Raw genomic sequence first — 15,666 nt, 5'->3', positions numbered from 1 at the left:
GGCGTGGCGGGTCATTTGCCTGCCGGGTATTGCGCCATCAATGCATGGATGGCCGTCTGCGCCCTTTGCGCCAGCTGCGCCTGCCACTCGTGTCCGGCATCTCCAGCAGCGGTGCCGTAGAGAATCACCCGCCGCGTGGCCAGGTCGATCGGGATGTCGTCGGCGTGGCGCGAGAGGATCAACACCGGCTTGGCCAGCGTATGCGCCATGCCCAGCTCGTACATCACGTTGGGGTTGCGCCCGGTGATGTCGGCGATCACGCAATGGGCACCGGCAATGCCGCGCCAGATATCGTCGAGGATGTCGGTGGGCGTGAAGAGATCATCCCCACGCACGGGTTGCAGGTGCGCACTCAGGCAGACTTGCCGCAGCACCTGATGCACGCCGTCTGACTCGGCCAGTCCGAAGGGCATCACGATGAAGCAGGTGGGCTTGGCCGGAACAGGCGTGTCCGGCTGCGGTGGATTCAGGCGTTCCGGACCGAGGAAGAGCACGTCATTGCGCAGCTGCAGGCTCGCACGCTGCAACGCGTCCAGAACCTGCCCGAGCCCCGTGGCCTCCAGGATCCAGACCAGGCGGTGGTGGGCGGCATCACGCCAGCTGCCGGCCCGCAGGTGCTGGCGCATCAGCTGGGTCGCGTAGTTCTCGGTGTAGCTCACGGCCCGGTCGAAACGGTCGGTCAGCCAGACCATCACCACCACCAGGCCGACGACGAACAGCAGGAAGAAGAACGGCTCACCCGAGGAGGGCGTGACCGCCCGGCCTTCGACGCCGCGGCGCAGGACCACGCCGATCACGGCCGACAGCAGGACCGAGCCCAGCGACAGCGATAACAGCAGCGTGGACAGGCCGGAGCGGTGCGAGCCGCCCAGGCTCGATCGGTCGGACGCCCCGACCGCCTGCCCGCGCGGATGCACCACCGCACCAGCCAGCAGCAGGCACAGGCCGAGCATCCAGACCGGATCGGCCGCTGCGAAATCGATGTGTCGCGCCGAGGCCTCGCTCATCATCATGTCGGCCGCGGCCAGCATCGTCAGGCCGAACACCTGGAGCACCATCGCGTAGGACACCCCCAGCAACATGGCCGCCAGGCCCGTGACCACGGCAGCCAGCTCCAGCACCGCCAGGGCCACGTCGAGCCGGCCAGAGAAGGTGGCCAGGCTGTTCTGGTAGAGCTGCAGGTAGAAACCGCCGAACAAGAGCACAAAGCCGCCCATGAGGATGGCGAAGACGGTGACGGTGCGACCGCTGGGCGGCCTGCGCCGGGCCAGCGCCAGCACCAGCAGCCCCCATGTGCAGATCCAGATGAACAGGAAGACGGCGTAGGCGACGTTGGTCAGTTGCAGCCCGTCGTGCTCATTGGCGCGCCAGAGCGACGGATCCTGGCCGTAGCTGACGTCGGACACCAGCAGGAACAGGGTCGCCAGGGCATTGGCCAGCAGGAACTGCCGCATCGGCGGCGCGCTGCGCCATCCGGTCCGGACCAGGACGATGCCGGTCAGTGCGATCACCACGCCGTCATCCCAATAGAAATCCTGGGCGTTGAACACCGTCGAGCCCAGAACGAAGGTGGCCAGCAGATAGGCCACATAGACCGCAACGATCGCAGCCAGGCGATAGGGCACGGGGAAAGTGGTTCCAGTGCTCATGGGTTGTAAGGGTGAGTCAAATCCTGCACTTAACGCAAGCAGAGTTGCTTGGCGACGTTTTCTTCCCCACGTACCGTGGTGACCATTTTCGCCATGAAAAACGGTTCTCGAAGGGTAGTCAGGAAGAAGCGCCATTGCCGCCCCACAAAACAGCCCTCCCCCCGCCACACCACCGCAAGCGTCACACACATCAAGGTAACTGGGTGTTAACTGACGGGGGTACATTGAGCCGGCTCAATCCTGGACAGCGTTCGAAGCCTAACGTGAGGCACAAACAACCCCAGTGAAGGAGAAAGCGATGTCCAGCGTCTTCGAATCCAGGAAAGATCCGGCGAGCAAGGCCGATGTATCCCCCGCGGGCCCTCCAATTCAAACGCCGAAGTCCGAAACCAAGGAGGCATTGGAGCAGATCGTTGACGACAAGTCCTCATCGACAGGCGAGAAGAAGGCGCTGGCAGATTACCTTGAGCGAGTGGGACTGGGCGAATACGTCGCAGCGTTTCGCGCCCATGGCGTCACGTCACTCAAGCTGCTTCGCATGATCGACTCAAGTCCTGCCGAGTCGACCCGAACGGCAATCTGCCAAACAATCGCCAAGGGCTGGAAGGTTGGGGACACCAAACACATGGGCTCCGAACTGGCAGCCAATCTGGTCAAGAGCATCACGGCCGAAGACGTCCAGACATGGATCGACAAGGAACAGGCAGTCGAAAGGTCAGTCAGCCATGCCGATCCCGATGCGGCCGAAAAGGAAGCCAAGCGCAAGCAGCTGAAGCAAGCCATCAGCGAGGTGGAGGACCTGCGCAAAGAATGCGAAAAGAAGAACTTCGCGGACAACGAGGCGGAGAAAAAGAAGGTTGCAGACAGGCTTGAAAAGATCATTGGGGAATTCCGCGCCGAAAAGGCGCTGGATGCCTTTCCCACCGGCGAGGCGCTTGGGAAAGATCTGCACACCTCCCTTGCGGAAGCGGAAAGGGCGCTGACACATGTCAGCAAGCTGACCAATGACGCTGTGAGCATCGAGAAACTCACCGCCGTCGACCTGATTTACGGTCACCAACTCCTGCGCGGGCGTTACATGGATGCCAACGGCACGACCGAAGCGCCAGGGGGCGCCGTGCTCGCAATGCCCAAGCGCTGCGCAGACGCCGACCTGTTCGGACCCAGCTTGGAAAGCCAGGATTTCAGCCGCAGCTATCACAGCGAGTCGGCGATGATGCGCGCCGAGCGGCTGATCGAGACCCATGCGTCGTCGCTCTCCGCTTCTGCGCGCGCGTCCGGTGCGGCCTTCATGGGTAGCGGTATCGGTGCGATGAGCCTCGCAGCTCAATACGCCCAAGCCAAGGACGAGCGCTACGACGCATCCTTCGCCAGCAGCGGCCGCAGTGCGGTGCAGATCCAGACGCGCTACCACTGGTCACCCACGCGGCAGATCGTCTTCGCCACGAACGAGTTCAGGCTCAGCAGCGAGGCATTGGCCAATCTGCGCGTGCTTGTGCGTGCGAGTGCCGCCGAGCGCCGCCCCGGCATCCTCAACTTCATGCGCACCTTCGGCAGCCATGTGTTTGGGCGCGTCACGCTGGGCGGCTGGTACCGCTACACGGCGAAGGCCACCGCGAAAAGCGAGGACCAGAAGAGCAAACTCGAAGAGGCAGTTGCCAATGCCATGGATTGGGGAGTGTCGGTATCGGCCTCCTACGCGGGGTTGGGCGGCGCCGCCTCGGCCGCAGCCGCCTATAACGCTTCGGAAGCCTCCGCGCGAGTCTCCGGAAAAGAACTTCGCGCCACGTTCTCCGAAAATGAAGTGACGATCTCCACCACCATGCTGGGCGGTGTCGATGGATTGCCCCGGGAAGACTGGATCGGCAGCGTGCAGTACCCCTCCCAATGGCGGGTCATCCAACGTGAAGCGCCGGTGCCGATCTGGGTGCTGGTTCGGGATACCGAACCCTTCAGGCTCGGACTCGTCCATGCGGACAGCGAAAGGGAATTGGAGGAGAAGCTCGCAACCCTTTCCAAGGATCTCGACGTCTTGGCAACCGAGTTCGAAGCTGCTTGGGTACAGGACATATTTGCCGAATCCCTGGAGCTAGAAGAGCTGTGCGAGGAGGCCAAGAAGCAAGTAACGGTGGACGCCGTCGAGCGATGCCTGCACGACCTGCTGAAACCAGTCATTGAAACCACAGGTTTGACATGGCACTTGCCAAGTCAAGGGCAAGAACTACCGGAGACCTTTATCCTCAATCCGCCGAGCGCGCTTGTTTATCACAATGAACTGTATGTATGTGCGCCATCCAAGTGGTCTCTATCGCCAAACGCGGACTCGTCCAGATTCCATGGATGGATGATGCTGGCCTTCGATGGAGCACAGTGGCGGACTGCAACGGGCGACAAATACGGCAAGCACACGTTTGGGTCAGAGAGCTACAGTTACAACAAAGTATGTGAGGCCTGGATAAATCCTGTAGTTTTGAATGCCGCACCGATCGAACTGCCGAAGTCAGGCCATCTCTTTGCCTATGGAAATAGGTACGACAAGAAAGAGGAGTTCACGTGTTTTGCGGTTTACCCGCCAAATGTCTGGTACGCACCGAGTGTGGCAGCACTCAAGGAGGAAATCGGGCAGCAAGTACAGGCAACGCGGCCCGCCTTGGTTCGATTCAATGACAGTGTACTGTTCCTGTTTGTCGGATCTGATTCAAGAATATTCCTGAGCAATATCCTTCAAGGAGATGACGTACTACAAACGCAGCACATGAGCAATGGCAAACCGCTTGGTGAGGGATTGCTGTTCAGTACTGACCGTCGCATTGCCGGTTCAGTCTTCAATCGCAAGATCTACTGCGCGTATCGGCAGAATGGATCAGCGCGACTCCTTGTGACCCACAGCGATGATGGCAACACGTGGACGCCCCCGGTACTGCTCCCAGGCGAGGGCTCTTGCGATGGTCCAGGTCTTGTTGAGTATGGTGAAAGGCTCTACTGCGCGTATGCGGGCACAGAGGGCGACAACTCCCTGTACATCGTGTCGACCTCGGACGGCGAGATGTGGACTCACCCGACCCCGATCCCCAAGGCCACCTGCAGCAGCACACCGTCGCTCGCTACCTTCCGCGGTCAATCTGGCGCAGCCAAGCTGTACTGCTTCTACATGAGCCTCACGCCTGACGGAGCTGGCCAACAACAGTTGGCCTACCGGGTGGCCAGCCTGGAGACACTGGCGCAACCCGCCAGCGCTCCCTCAGCCAGCCCGAGCCCTTCATCCCCCGCCGCGCTGCATGAACAGGTCAAAGTACCGGAGAAAGGCGGCACGCTCCCCATCGCTCAGGCCTGAGAAGCAGTAGCTCACGTGTAGCCGGGGCATGCGCATCAGCGCGATGGCGCGTGGAGGGAGGGCGTGCCAACGCAGGCCCAGATGGCCGGCGGCACCGATGGTGACGTCGGCCTCGCCGCTGCGCAGCTGCAGCGGGTGCGCACCCACCGCGCCGCGCAGGGTGGCGAGCCAGTCGGCTTCGGTGACGCCGTGTTCGCGCTCGAACTCGGGGCCGAGGGGCGTTGACCAGGCCATGTGCTGCGCCGATGCTGGCTTCAACCGCCAGCGATGGGCGGCCAGATGGCGAGCACGTCGCCTTCCTTGAGCGCACGGGTGGCGCGCTCGGCGGGCGGGACGTAGACGCCGTTGATGAGCACGAGGTGCACCATCTTCATCGGCAGGCTGAAGGGCTCGATGATCTGGGCAATGGTGGCGCCTTCGGCCACGTCGAGCTGCACTTGGTTGCTGGTGCGGCGCTCGGCCGGCAGGAACTCGGTGAGGCTGGCGTAGAGCTTGAAAGTGATCTGCATGGCGGGGAGTCTCCCACGCCGGGCCCGACGGGAGCCCGGCCCGGCGTCTGGAAGGAACCGTCTCGTCAGCCGGTCAGCCGGCCTTGACGAAGGCGGGCTCGCCCTGCGCCTGGGCGCTGGCGAGGTAGGCCTCCATCAGCAGCGTCGGGTCGTCCATCAGGCGCTCGCGCCAGGGGCCGAGCTTGACCTCGCCTTCGACGAGGCCGCGCATGACGCCGATGTGCTGGGTCCAGCCGATGGAGTTGCAGCCGACCAGCTTCTCGTGGTCGAACTGCAGGCTGAGCAGCTTGCCGGCCGCCTCGTCGAGCAGCTCCACGTGCTGGCCGCCGGGCACGCCGTCCCACTTGCCGAAGCTGGCGGAGATCATGCCGAGGGTGTCGAGCACGTTGATCTGCGTGACGCCCTTGAGCTCGGTGACCTGGCCGACCATGTTGAGCGCGGCCACGCGGGCCTGCTCGGCGGCGTTGGGCTGGATGGCGCTGACGATGGTGCGCCCGCTGACCTTGTCGAAGGCCTCGGCGCAGTCACCGGCGGCATAGATGCCGGGCACGTTGGTCTGCAGGTGCTCGTCGGTCAGCACGCCGACCAGGCAGCGCACGCCGCTGTCGGCCAGGAAGCCGATGTTGGGCCGCACGCCGGTGGCGCTGATGACGAGGTCGGCATCCAGCACCTCGCCGGTGGACAGGCGCACGTGCATCGGCGCGCTGGGGGCGGCCGGTGCCGAAACGGGTGCAGGAGCGGGTGCAGGAGCAGGGACGGGAGCCGGAGCGGGCGACAGGCCGACCGCCTGGGCCAGTTTGCTCAGCAGGCCCTGCGGCGGCGCGGCGGGGGCGTGGGCAGGGGCCTGTGCAGCGGCGGGGGCGGCATGGGCATGCGACGCACCGCGCTCGATGGCCTCCACCCGGGCGCCGGTGTAGACGCTGATCTGCTTGCCCTCGACCCAGCGCTTGATCATGCCGCCGGCGGTGGGGCCCATCATGCGGGGCACCATGCGGTCACCCATCTCGACCACGGAGAGCTTGACGCCGCGCATGGCGAGCGCTTCCATGATGATGCAGCCGATGAAGCCGGCGCCCATCTGGATCACGCGCGCACCCGGCTTGGCCAGTGCCATGATGGCGCGCGCGTCCGCCAGGGTCCAGCAGCTGTGCACGCCCGAGCCGGCAATGCCGGGCACCGGCGGCGTGGCCGGCGACGAACCGGTGGTGATCAGCAGGCGGTCGAAGGCGTGCACGCTGCCGTCCTGCATGGTCACCGTCCTGGCGGCGGCGTCGACCTTGACGGCGCGGTTGCGCTTGAGCTGGATGTTCAGGCGCTCGAAGTGGTCGGGCGTGTGGCGCAGGTGGGTGCCCTCCTCGCCGACCTTGCCGATCAGCAGGTAGGGAATGGCCATGCGCGAGTAAGGCGCCTCGGGCTCGTCCCCGACGAGGTACACCTCGTCGTTCGGCGCGTGCTTGCGGATGGTCTCGGCCGCGATGACGCCGGCCGGGCCGGCGCCGAGGATGATGTGTCGCATCGTGTCGTGTCCTGGAAAAACAGAAGGCGCGGGGTGAGCCGCGCCTTGTCAAGCAGCCACCGCGGAACCGGCTTTGCCGGGCCGCTGGCGGCGCTCCCCTTGAGGGGGGAGCGCCGTCAGGCGCAACGGGGGGTGGGAAGTCAGAGGCCCAGGCGCTCGCGGGTCTCGGGCTTGATCTGACCGTCACCGTCCCAGCCGCGAATGGCGTAGTACTCGGGCAGCATCTTGCCGAGCTCGTTGACCTTGCCCTTGGCCGGGCCGGTCTTGGCTGCCTCTTCCAGCAGACGCTTGGGCAGGCTGTCGTCCTTGGACGTGAAGCCGGCGCGGTTGTTGAAGTCGCGCTCCATGTTCCAGATGCGTTCGCCGATCAGGTTCATGTTCTCCAGCGTGAACTCGTCGCCGCAGGCTGCGGCCACCTGCGGTGCCACGTCGGCCAGGCCCCAGGCGAAGCTCGTGAAGATGCAGACGCCGGCGCTGTCGAAGGCCGCGGTGGCATCTTGAAAGGCCTTCACCAGTTCGGGCTTGCCGTTGCTTTCCAGCGGGTCGGTCTTGACCGGGATGCCCAGCACTTCGGAGGCGATGGTGTAGCCGCGCAGGTGGCAGCCGCCGCGGTTGCTGGTGGCATAGGCCAGGCCGATGCCCTGGATCGCGCGGCCGTCGTAGGCCGGGAATTCCTGGCCCTTGCTGGACATGCTCAGGTCAGGGTGGCCGTACTTGGCGGTCAGGCGCTTGGAACCCTGGCCGATCTCCTTGCCGAAGCCTTCGCCCTTGGCGGTGATCTCGGCGAAGTGCGCCAGTGCTTGCGGGCTGCCGAACTTGGCGTCGATACCGATCTGCTCCTTCGTCAGCACGCCCATTTCGTACAGCTCCATCACCGCGCCCACGGTGGCGCCGAAGCTGATGGGGTCCATGCCGTGTTCATTGCACAGCACGTTGGCGTATTGCAGGGTGTCGAGGTCGTTGACGCCGTTGGCCGCGCCCAGGGCCCAGGCCGCTTCGTATTCCAGGCCGCCGGAAGCGCCCCAGTACTGCGGCTTGGTGGACACCGTGAAGTGGCCCTGGTCGATCTTCTGGATGCGGCCGCAGGCGATGGTGCAGCCGAAGCAGGCCTGGTTGGTCACGAGCGGCTTCTTGCCGTCGGTGGCGCGCGGCGTGGCCATGGCTTCGGCGGAGATGTCCTTCGCGCCTTCGAACTGCACATCGCGGTGGTTGCGCGTGGGCAGCGCACCGACCTCGTTGATCACGTTCATCAGCACCTGGGTGCCATAGGTGGGCAGGCCCTGGCCGGTGACGCCGTTTTCCGCCAGGATCTTCTTCTTCTCGGCCGTGACCTTCATGAATTCCTTGGGGTTGGACAGATTGCCCACGCCCTGGGTGCCGCGCACGATGATGGCCTTCAGCTTCTTGCTGCCCATGACCGCGCCCACGCCGCTGCGGCCAGCGGCGCGGTGCAGGTCGTTCACCACCGCGGCGAACAGCACCTGGTTTTCACCGGCAGCGCCGATGGACGACACGCGGGCCTGCGGGTCCTGGTGCGACTTCTTCAGCGCCTCTTCGGTTTCCCAGACGCTCTTGCCCCAGATGGCGCTGGCGTCCTTCAGCTCGGCACGGTCGTTCTCGATGCTCAGGTACACCGGCTTGGCCGAAGCGCCTTCGAAGATCACCATGTCCCAGCCGGCCATCTTGAGCTCGGCGCCCCAGTAGCCGCCGGAGTTGGAGCAGGCGATGGCGCCGGTCAGCGGGCCCTTGGTGACCACCGTGTAGCGCCCGCCCGTGGAGGCCATGGTGCCGGTCAGCGGGCCGGTGGCCCAGATGATCTTGTTGTCGATCGACAGCGGGTCGACCTTGGGGTCGATTTCCTCGACCAGGTACTTGGTGGCCAGGCCACGCGAGCCGAGGTAGAGCTTGGCCCAGTCCATGCGCAGAGGCTCGGACGTGACGGTGCCAGCGGTGAGGTTGACGCGGAGGATTTTTCCAGCCCAGGACATGTTCGTTCCTCCTTAAGCAGCAGCTTGGTTGCCCAACTTGTCGGCCCAGGCTTGCATCTTGCCCAGTCCGGTCCAGTTGGCGTCGACGAAAGTGATGGCCCCGGTCGGGCAGGCCGTGGCGCAGGCAGGGTCACCGCCGCAGAGGTCGCACTTCTGCACCTTGCCGGTTTCCTGCATGTAGTTGATCGTGCCGAAGGGGCAGCTGATCGTGCAGACCTTGCAGCCCACACAGGTCGACTCGGCCACCACCTTGGCGCCGGTCATCTTGTCCACCGTGATGGCTTCCACCGGGCAGGCGTGCAGGCACCAGGCCTCGTCGCACTGTGTGCAGGTGTAGGGCACCTTGCGCCCGGTCTCATGGAAGTTGAATACCTTGATGCGCGACTTGGCCGGCGCGAACACGCCGTAGTTCTCATAGGAACAAGCCATTTCGCATTGGAGGCACCCGGTGCACTTGTCCGGGTTGATGTGGAGGCTCTTCTGCATGACGCTGGTTCTCCTCGATCGGTTCTTGATCGGTCCTTGATCTGCACCGGCCTCGCCATTGATGCGACGAATCCGGGCATGCCGAAGGGGCATATGCAATCATGTGCATAGCCCAAGCAAGCGAAAACCTAGGTCGAACCCTAGGGGCCTTCCGACGCTGCGGCGCACTGCTCCAGGGTGGGACGGCGGGACAAGAAAGCCGGCACTCAGGCCGGCTCTGCGCGGGGGCAAGGCACGCTCAGCGCGGCGCGTTCGGGAAGAACAGCGGCTCGCCGCCGATCTTGTAGGCCGCGATGCGGGCCTGGCCGGCGGGCGACACCACCCAGTCGGCGAACTGCTGCGCCAGCGCCTGCTTGACGTGCGGGTGCCTGGCCGGGTTCACGACGATGACGCCGTACTGGTTGAACAGGGCGTTGTCCCCCTCGACGAGCACGCGCAGGTCGCCACGGTTCTTGAAGGACAGCCAGGTGCCGCGGTCGGTCAGCACGTAGGCGTTGGTGGAGGAGCCCATGTTCAGCGCCGGGCCCATGCCGCAGCCGCATTCGCGGTAGCCGCTCGGCTTGGCCGCGGCCATGTCCACGCCGGCACGCTTCCAGTAGCGCAGTTCCGCCGCGTGGGTACCGCTCTTGTCGCCACGGGAGATGAACACCGCGCCGCTGGCGGCCACCTTCTGCAGGGCAGCGACGATGTCCCTGCCCGCGGCCTTGGCCGGGTCGGCTGCGGGGCCGCTCCCCGGGCCGACGAGCACGAAGTCGTTGTACATCACCGGCGTGCGCTTGAGGCCCCAGCCCTCGGCGACGAACTTCTCCTCGGCCGCCTGGTCGTGCACGAAGACGATGTCCGCATCGCCACGTCGGCCCATGTCCAGCGCCTGGCCGGTGCCCAGCGCGACCACGCGCACGTCGATGCCGCTGGCCTGCTTGAAGGCCGGCAGCAGGTGGGCGAACAGGCCGGACTGATCGGTGGAGGTGGTGGAGGCCATCACGATGGACTTGTCCTGCGCGGCGGCGGGGACGAGCGCGCCCACCACCATGCCGAGGGCCACACCCAGGCCGATCATCCAGCCACGCCGTGCGGCGATGCAAGTCAATGCCATGGCAACTCTCCTTTGAGGAACAGCGCCGCCTCGGGCGGCAGCTCGTCGTTGAAAAAACGCTCTACCGGCCAGTCCACCACCACCCGGCCGGCTTCGAGGTAGGCCACCCGGCTGGCCAGGCGCTTGACCTGGCCGAGGTTGTGCGTGCTCATCACGATGGTCATGCCCGTGCGGGCAAACTCGTCGATCAGCGCCTCCACCTCGCGCTTGCTGCCCGGGTCCAGGCTGGCGGTCGGCTCGTCGAGGAAGAGGATGTCCGGGCGCAGCATCCAGGCCCGCGCCAGCGCCAGGCGCTGCTGCTGGCCACCCGACAGCGCACGGGCATTGCGCTCGCCCATCGCCTCCAGCCCGACGCGGTGCAGTGCCTCGGCAATGCGCGCGGCGTGCTCGCCACGGGGCACCCCGGCCAGCCACAGCGCCAGGCGCAGGTTGAGGTGCACCGACAGGTGCAGCAGGAAGGGACGCTGGAACAGCATGGCCTGCACCGGCCGGCGGCCCTGCACGGCATGCAGGCGGCGCTCGCCGCTGCCCGGTGCCAGCAGGCCGTGCAGCAGGCGCAGCAGCGTGGTCTTGCCGCAGCCGTTGGCGCCGATCAGCGCCAGGCGGTCGCCTCGGCGCAGCTCCAGGTCGATGTCGCGCAGCGCCATCACGCCACCGAAGCGGACCGTCGCGGCGGCCAGCGAGATCAGGGCCGTGGTCATATCAGGCGCTCGCTCTCCAGGCCTTCGCGCGCCGGCAGCAGGCCGATCGCGCCATTGATGATCCCCACCACGCCCAGCAGCACGATGCCCAGCGCGAGCGCCAGCGGCAGGTCGCCCTTGCTGGTCTCCAGCGCGATCGCGGTGGTCATGACGCGCGTCATGCCGTCGATGTTGCCGCCCACCACCATCACCGCGCCCACCTCGGCGATGGCGCGGCAAAAGGCGGTGAGCAACACCGTCAGCACCGCAAAGCGCTCGTGCAGCAGCACCAGGCCGGCGGCGGTGAGCTCGCCCGCGCCCATCGAGCGCAGCTGGTCGCCGCCCTCGCGCAGGCCGTCCAGCACCACGCGGCGCGTCAGCGCGGCGATCAGCGGCACCACGAGGATGCTCTGCGCCACCACCATCGCGGTGGGCGTGAAGAGGATGCCCCAGGCGCCCAGCGGCCCGGAGCGCGACAGCAGCAGGTAGACCAGCAGCCCCACCACCACCGAAGGCAGCGCCAGCAGCGTATTGACGCCCCAGACCAGCAGCCGGTGGCCGGGAAAGCGCGCCACCGCGAGCCAGGCGCCCAGCCACAGCCCGGCGATGGCGCCCACCAGGCAGGCCGAGAAGCTCACCTGCAGCGACAGGCCGACGATGCGCATCAGCACGGCATCGCCCTGCGCAATCAACTGCGCAGCCAGGGTGATGCTGTCGGTGAAGGCACTCATGGCGGGCTGGAGGAGGGGGAATAGGACCTGTGCAGCCGCGAACCGATCTGCAACGGCGGGGCGCGATTCTGCGGGCAGCATGGCGATCGCGCGATATGTACGTCCGTGCATAGCGGCTCGTGCTGCGGCCCGTCAGCGACCCCCTGGCTATCATCCGCACCATGTCCCAGCCCGGCCCCTCCCCCCTCATCTCCGACGCAGACCTGAGCGTCGACGCCGCACGCGCGGCCATTGCCGCAGCGCTGCGGCCGCTCACCGACACCGAAACGGTCGGCCTGGCCGATGCGCCCGGGCGGGTGCTGGCCGCCGACGTGATCTCGCCGATCGATGTGCCGGCGCACGACAACTCGGCCATGGACGGCTACGCCTTTGCCGCCGCCGACCTGCGCGCCGATGCGCCCACCGTGCTGCGCGTGGCCGCGGGCACCGCCTTTGCGGGCACGCCCCATGCCGGGGTGGTCGGCCGTGGCGAGTGCCTGCGCATCATGACCGGCGCGGTGATGCCCGCCGGGCTGGACACCGTGGTGCCGCAGGAGCTGGCCACGCTGGCTGCGTCGGCCGATGGCGGCCTGCTCACCATCGCGCCCGGCGTGCTCAAGCCCCTTGAGAACCGCCGCCTGCGCGGCGAGGACCTGGCCAGGGGCAGGCCCGCCGTTCAGGCCGGTCGGGTACTCAAGCCGGCCGACGTGGGGCTGATCGCCTCGCTGGGCATCCCGCAGGTGGCGGTGCTGCGGCGCCTGCGCGTGGCGGTGTTCTCCACCGGCGACGAGTTGCGCAACGCCGGCGAGCCGCTCGACCCCGGCTGCATCTACGACAGCAACCGCTACACCCTGCTGAGCGCAGTGCGCCGGCTCGGCATGGAGCCGGTCGACCTCGGCCTGGTGCGCGACGACCCTGCTGCGCTGCAGGCCACGCTGGAGCGTGCCGTGGCCGAGGCCGACGTGGTGCTGACCAGCGGCGGCGTCAGCGTGGGCGACGCCGACTACACCCGCGACCTGCTGGCACGCATGGGCCAGGTGGCCTTCTGGAAGGTGGCGATGCGGCCCGGGCGGCCCTTCGCCTTCGGCGCGCTGCAGGGCCCGGCCGGGAAGACGGCCTGGCTGTTCGCCCTGCCCGGCAACCCGGTGGCCAGCCTGGTGACCTTCTACGCCTTCGCGCGCGAGGGCCTGCTGCGCCTGGCCGGCGCCCAGGCCACGCCCCCGCTGACGCTGCAGGCACGCAGCGCCGCGGCGATCCGCAAGCGCCCCGGGCGCACCGAGTTCCAGCGCGGCGTCCTGCGCCGCGCCGCCGACGGCGGCTGGGAAGTGGCCATCACCGGGGCCCAGGGCGCCGGCATCCTGCGCAGCATGAGCGAGGCCAACGCGCTGGTGGTGCTGGGCCAGGCGCAGGGCTCGGTGGCGGCCGGCGACTGGGTGGAGGTCTGGCCCTTCGACGGGCTGGTCTGAGACCCTGTGACAGCGCAGGCGTCCCTGGCACGCCTGCGCCGTCGCCGCGCTGCAACGGTGTTTGATGGTGGGACAGTGTTCAGGGTGAACCCGCACGATCCGCGGGGTCAAAGCTGCGAAAACAGCCTCTGACCTGGGTCAAACGGGCTGGATTCGACCTGGCACGGTTGTCGCTCAGGAAGATTTCCCGAGAGGCGCCTGCCCGCGCTGTTCTCTGTCACCACCCACGAGGAGACCGTTCATGCAAAAGAAGCTGTTGGGCCTGCTGATCAGCGCAGGCCTGGCGTCGATGGCCGCCCAGGCCGCCGTCACCGACCAGATGATCGAGAACGACGCCAAGTCCACCGGCGATGTGCTGAGCTGGGGCGTCGGCACCCAGGGCCAGCGTTACTCCCCCCTGAAGCAGATCAACACCGCTACCGTCGGCAAGCTGGTGCCGGCCTGGTCGTTCTCCTTCGGCGGCGAGAAGCAGCGCGGCCAGGAATCGCAGCCCGTCATCCACAACGGCAAGATGTTCGTGACGGGTTCGTACTCGCGCATCTACGCCCTGGACGTGAAGACTGGCCAGAAGCTGTGGAAGTACGAGCACCGCCTGCCCGACGGCATCATGCCCTGCTGCGACGTGATCAACCGCGGCGCTGCGCTGTATGACAACCTGGTCATCTTCATGACGCTCGACGCCCAGATCGTCGCGCTGAACCAGGACACCGGCGAGGTGGTCTGGAAGGAGAAGATCGACAACTACGCGGACGGCTACTCGGCCTCGGCTGCCCCGATCATTGCCCAGGGCCTGCTGCTGACCGGCGTGTCCGGCGGCGAATTCGGCGTGGTCGGCCGCGTCGAGGCCCGCAACCCGAAGACCGGCGCGCTGGTCTGGGTGCGCCCCACCGTCGAAGGCCACATGGGCTACAAGTACGACGAGAAGGGCAACAAGACCGAGAACGGCATCTCCGGCACCACCGGCAAGAGCTGGCCTGGCGACCTGTGGAAAACCGGCGGCGCAGCCACCTGGCTGGGCGGCACCTACAACAGCAAGACGGGCCTGGCCTACTTCGGCACCGGCAACCCGTCCCCCTGGAACAGCCACCTGCGCAAGGGTGACAACCTCTTCAGCTGCTCGACCGTCGCCATCGACGTGAAGACCGGCCAGATCAAGTGGCACTACCAGAACACGCCCAACGACGGCTGGGACTTCGACGGCGTGAACGAGTTCGTCACCTATGACGAAGGCGGCAAGATCCTCGGCGGCAAGGCCGACCGCAACGGCTTCTTCTACGTCAACGACGCGGCCACCGGCCAACTGGTCAACGCCTTCCCCTTCGTCAAGAAGGTGACCTGGGCCACCGGCATCGACCTGAAGACCGGCCGCCCGAACTACGTGCCGGAAAACCGTCCTGGTGACCCGACCGCTGGCGCCGACGGCAAGAAGGGCAGCAGCGTGTTCGCCGCACCGTCCTTCCTGGGCGGCAAGAACCAGATGCCGATGGCCTACTCGCCCGACACGAAGCTGTTCTACGTGCCGGCCAACGAATGGGGCATGGAGATCTGGAACGAGCCGATCACCTACAAGAAGGGTGCCGCCTACCTGGGCGCCGGCTTCACCATCAAGACGCTGAACGACGGCCCGATCGGTGCCCTGCGCGCCATCGACCCGAAGACCGGCAAGATCGTCTGGGAAACCACCAACAACGCTCCGCTGTGGGGCGGCGTGCTGACCACCGGCGGCAACCTGGTGTTCTGGGGCACCCCGGAAGGCTACCTGCAGGCCGCCGATGCCAAGACCGGCAAGGTGGTCTGGAAGTTCCAGACCGGCTCCGGCGTCGTGGCTCCCCCGGTGACCTGGGAAGACAAGGGCGAGCAGTACGTCGCCGTCGTCTCCGGCTGGGGCGGTGCGGTTCCCCTGTGGGGCGGCGACGTGGCCAAGAAGGTCAACTACCTGGAGCAGGGTGGCTCCGTGTGGGTGTTCAAGCTGGCCAAGTAAGCTGACCCCTCGGCCAGCGCCGGCCGCCGCCGCGCTGGCCAGACCAGCCCTCCAAGCCCCGCCTCGTGCGGGGCTTTTGCATTTGCGGGGCCTCCGGCTGGCCCGGCGCCCCAGGCCAGCGCGCTGCGGTGGCACGCACCCGGCACGGTCTCGCGCCCGGGTCATTCGCTAGGATGGCGACCCCTCGGCACGGCGCAGCGTTCCTCCTTGCGGGCCCACGGGCCCCACGGCAGGGCACCGGCCCGGCCGCT

The 15,666-nt window shown here is 66.7% G+C and carries 12 protein-coding genes; 3 read left to right on the top strand and 9 right to left on the bottom strand.

All coding sequences use genetic code 11. The features are described from left to right. Positions 1-11: 11 nt before the first annotated feature. Positions 12-1,649 carry a hypothetical protein gene (locus NGK70_RS11490; RefSeq protein WP_251973344.1) on the bottom strand — a complete coding sequence of 546 codons (1,638 nt, stop codon included), beginning with the start codon at positions 1,647-1,649 and terminating at the stop codon, positions 12-14. A 298-nt stretch (positions 1,650-1,947) separates the two neighbouring features. On the opposite strand from NGK70_RS11490, the gene NGK70_RS11485 reads away from it, so the two are divergent. Further along, entirely contained in the window at positions 1,948-4,983 is a 3,036-nt protein-coding gene (locus NGK70_RS11485; RefSeq protein WP_251973343.1) for an MAC/perforin domain-containing protein, read from the top strand. Here the strand turns inward: NGK70_RS11485 and NGK70_RS11480 are convergent. The 8 genes from NGK70_RS11480 to NGK70_RS11445 all read right to left on the bottom strand — a co-directional run bounded on the left by NGK70_RS11480 (position 4,909) and on the right by NGK70_RS11445 (position 11,989). Further along, positions 4,909-5,217, bottom strand: coding sequence for a hypothetical protein (locus NGK70_RS11480; protein ID WP_251973342.1), 309 nt, complete (start codon positions 5,215-5,217; stop codon positions 4,909-4,911). The two genes, NGK70_RS11485 and NGK70_RS11480, sit on opposite strands and share 75 nt — an antisense overlap. 20 nt (positions 5,218-5,237) lie before the next feature. Then, positions 5,238-5,492, bottom strand: coding sequence for a sulfur carrier protein ThiS (thiS, locus tag NGK70_RS11475; RefSeq protein WP_251973341.1), 255 nt, complete (start codon positions 5,490-5,492; stop codon positions 5,238-5,240). Positions 5,493-5,565: 73 nt separating this feature from the next. Continuing rightward, positions 5,566-7,008: an NAD(P)/FAD-dependent oxidoreductase gene (locus NGK70_RS11470; RefSeq protein WP_251973340.1), complete on the bottom strand. Its 1,443-nt coding sequence runs from the start codon at positions 7,006-7,008 to the stop codon at positions 5,566-5,568. Between the two features lie 140 nt (positions 7,009-7,148). Then, on the bottom strand, positions 7,149-8,996 hold the full coding sequence (locus NGK70_RS11465) for an aldehyde ferredoxin oxidoreductase family protein (protein WP_251973339.1): 1,848 nt from the start codon (positions 8,994-8,996) through the stop codon (positions 7,149-7,151). A gap of 12 nt (positions 8,997-9,008) precedes the next feature. After that, entirely contained in the window at positions 9,009-9,482 is a 474-nt protein-coding gene (locus NGK70_RS11460; RefSeq protein WP_251973338.1) for a 4Fe-4S dicluster domain-containing protein, read from the bottom strand. Positions 9,483-9,720: 238 nt separating this feature from the next. Continuing rightward, entirely contained in the window at positions 9,721-10,515 is a 795-nt protein-coding gene (locus NGK70_RS11455) for an ABC transporter substrate-binding protein (RefSeq protein WP_251973754.1), read from the bottom strand. Between the two features lie 53 nt (positions 10,516-10,568). Further along, positions 10,569-11,279, bottom strand: a complete 711-nt coding sequence (locus tag NGK70_RS11450; protein ID WP_251973337.1) for an ATP-binding cassette domain-containing protein — start codon at positions 11,277-11,279, stop codon at positions 10,569-10,571. Continuing rightward, a complete protein-coding gene (locus NGK70_RS11445; RefSeq protein WP_251973336.1) occupies positions 11,276-11,989 on the bottom strand; it encodes an ABC transporter permease in 714 nt (237 codons plus the stop codon). Before NGK70_RS11445 ends, NGK70_RS11450 begins: the two co-directional genes overlap by 4 nt. A 161-nt stretch (positions 11,990-12,150) precedes the next feature. On the opposite strand from NGK70_RS11445, the gene moeA reads away from it, so the two are divergent. Both moeA and NGK70_RS11435 read left to right on the top strand, forming a co-directional pair. Next, positions 12,151-13,434, top strand: a complete 1,284-nt coding sequence (moeA, locus tag NGK70_RS11440) for a molybdopterin molybdotransferase MoeA (protein WP_251973335.1) — start codon at positions 12,151-12,153, stop codon at positions 13,432-13,434. Positions 13,435-13,675: 241 nt separating this feature from the next. After that, on the top strand, positions 13,676-15,415 hold the full coding sequence (locus tag NGK70_RS11435) for a PQQ-dependent methanol/ethanol family dehydrogenase (RefSeq protein ID WP_251973334.1): 1,740 nt from the start codon (positions 13,676-13,678) through the stop codon (positions 15,413-15,415). The last annotated feature ends 251 nt before the right edge of the window (positions 15,416-15,666 follow it).

Origin of the sequence: Sphaerotilus microaerophilus (assembly GCF_023734135.1) — a bacterium.
Classification (GTDB): Bacteria; Pseudomonadota; Gammaproteobacteria; order Burkholderiales; family Burkholderiaceae_C; genus Sphaerotilus; species Sphaerotilus microaerophilus.
Note: the sequence above shows the minus strand (reverse complement) of the source record. Positions and strands in the feature narration are given on the sequence as shown.

Excerpts from the sequence above, each read along its gene's own strand:
- NGK70_RS11455 (WP_251973754.1), bottom strand. The coding sequence starts at position 10,515 with ATGGTGGTGGGCGCGCTCGTCCCCGCCGCCGCGCAGGACAAGTCCATC.
- NGK70_RS11460 (WP_251973338.1), bottom strand. The coding sequence starts at position 9,482 with ATGCAGAAGAGCCTCCACATCAACCCGGACAAGTGCACCGGGTGCCTC.
- NGK70_RS11485 (WP_251973343.1), top strand. The coding sequence starts at position 1,948 with ATGTCCAGCGTCTTCGAATCCAGGAAAGATCCGGCGAGCAAGGCCGAT.
- NGK70_RS11480 (WP_251973342.1), bottom strand. The coding sequence starts at position 5,217 with ATGGCCTGGTCAACGCCCCTCGGCCCCGAGTTCGAGCGCGAACACGGC.
- NGK70_RS11445 (WP_251973336.1), bottom strand. The coding sequence starts at position 11,989 with ATGAGTGCCTTCACCGACAGCATCACCCTGGCTGCGCAGTTGATTGCG.
- NGK70_RS11450 (WP_251973337.1), bottom strand. The coding sequence starts at position 11,279 with ATGACCACGGCCCTGATCTCGCTGGCCGCCGCGACGGTCCGCTTCGGT.
- moeA (WP_251973335.1), top strand. The coding sequence starts at position 12,151 with ATGTCCCAGCCCGGCCCCTCCCCCCTCATCTCCGACGCAGACCTGAGC.
- thiS (WP_251973341.1), bottom strand. The coding sequence starts at position 5,492 with ATGCAGATCACTTTCAAGCTCTACGCCAGCCTCACCGAGTTCCTGCCG.
- NGK70_RS11470 (WP_251973340.1), bottom strand. The coding sequence starts at position 7,008 with ATGCGACACATCATCCTCGGCGCCGGCCCGGCCGGCGTCATCGCGGCC.
- NGK70_RS11435 (WP_251973334.1), top strand. The coding sequence starts at position 13,676 with ATGCAAAAGAAGCTGTTGGGCCTGCTGATCAGCGCAGGCCTGGCGTCG.
- NGK70_RS11490 (WP_251973344.1), bottom strand. The coding sequence starts at position 1,649 with ATGAGCACTGGAACCACTTTCCCCGTGCCCTATCGCCTGGCTGCGATC.
- NGK70_RS11465 (WP_251973339.1), bottom strand. The coding sequence starts at position 8,996 with ATGTCCTGGGCTGGAAAAATCCTCCGCGTCAACCTCACCGCTGGCACC.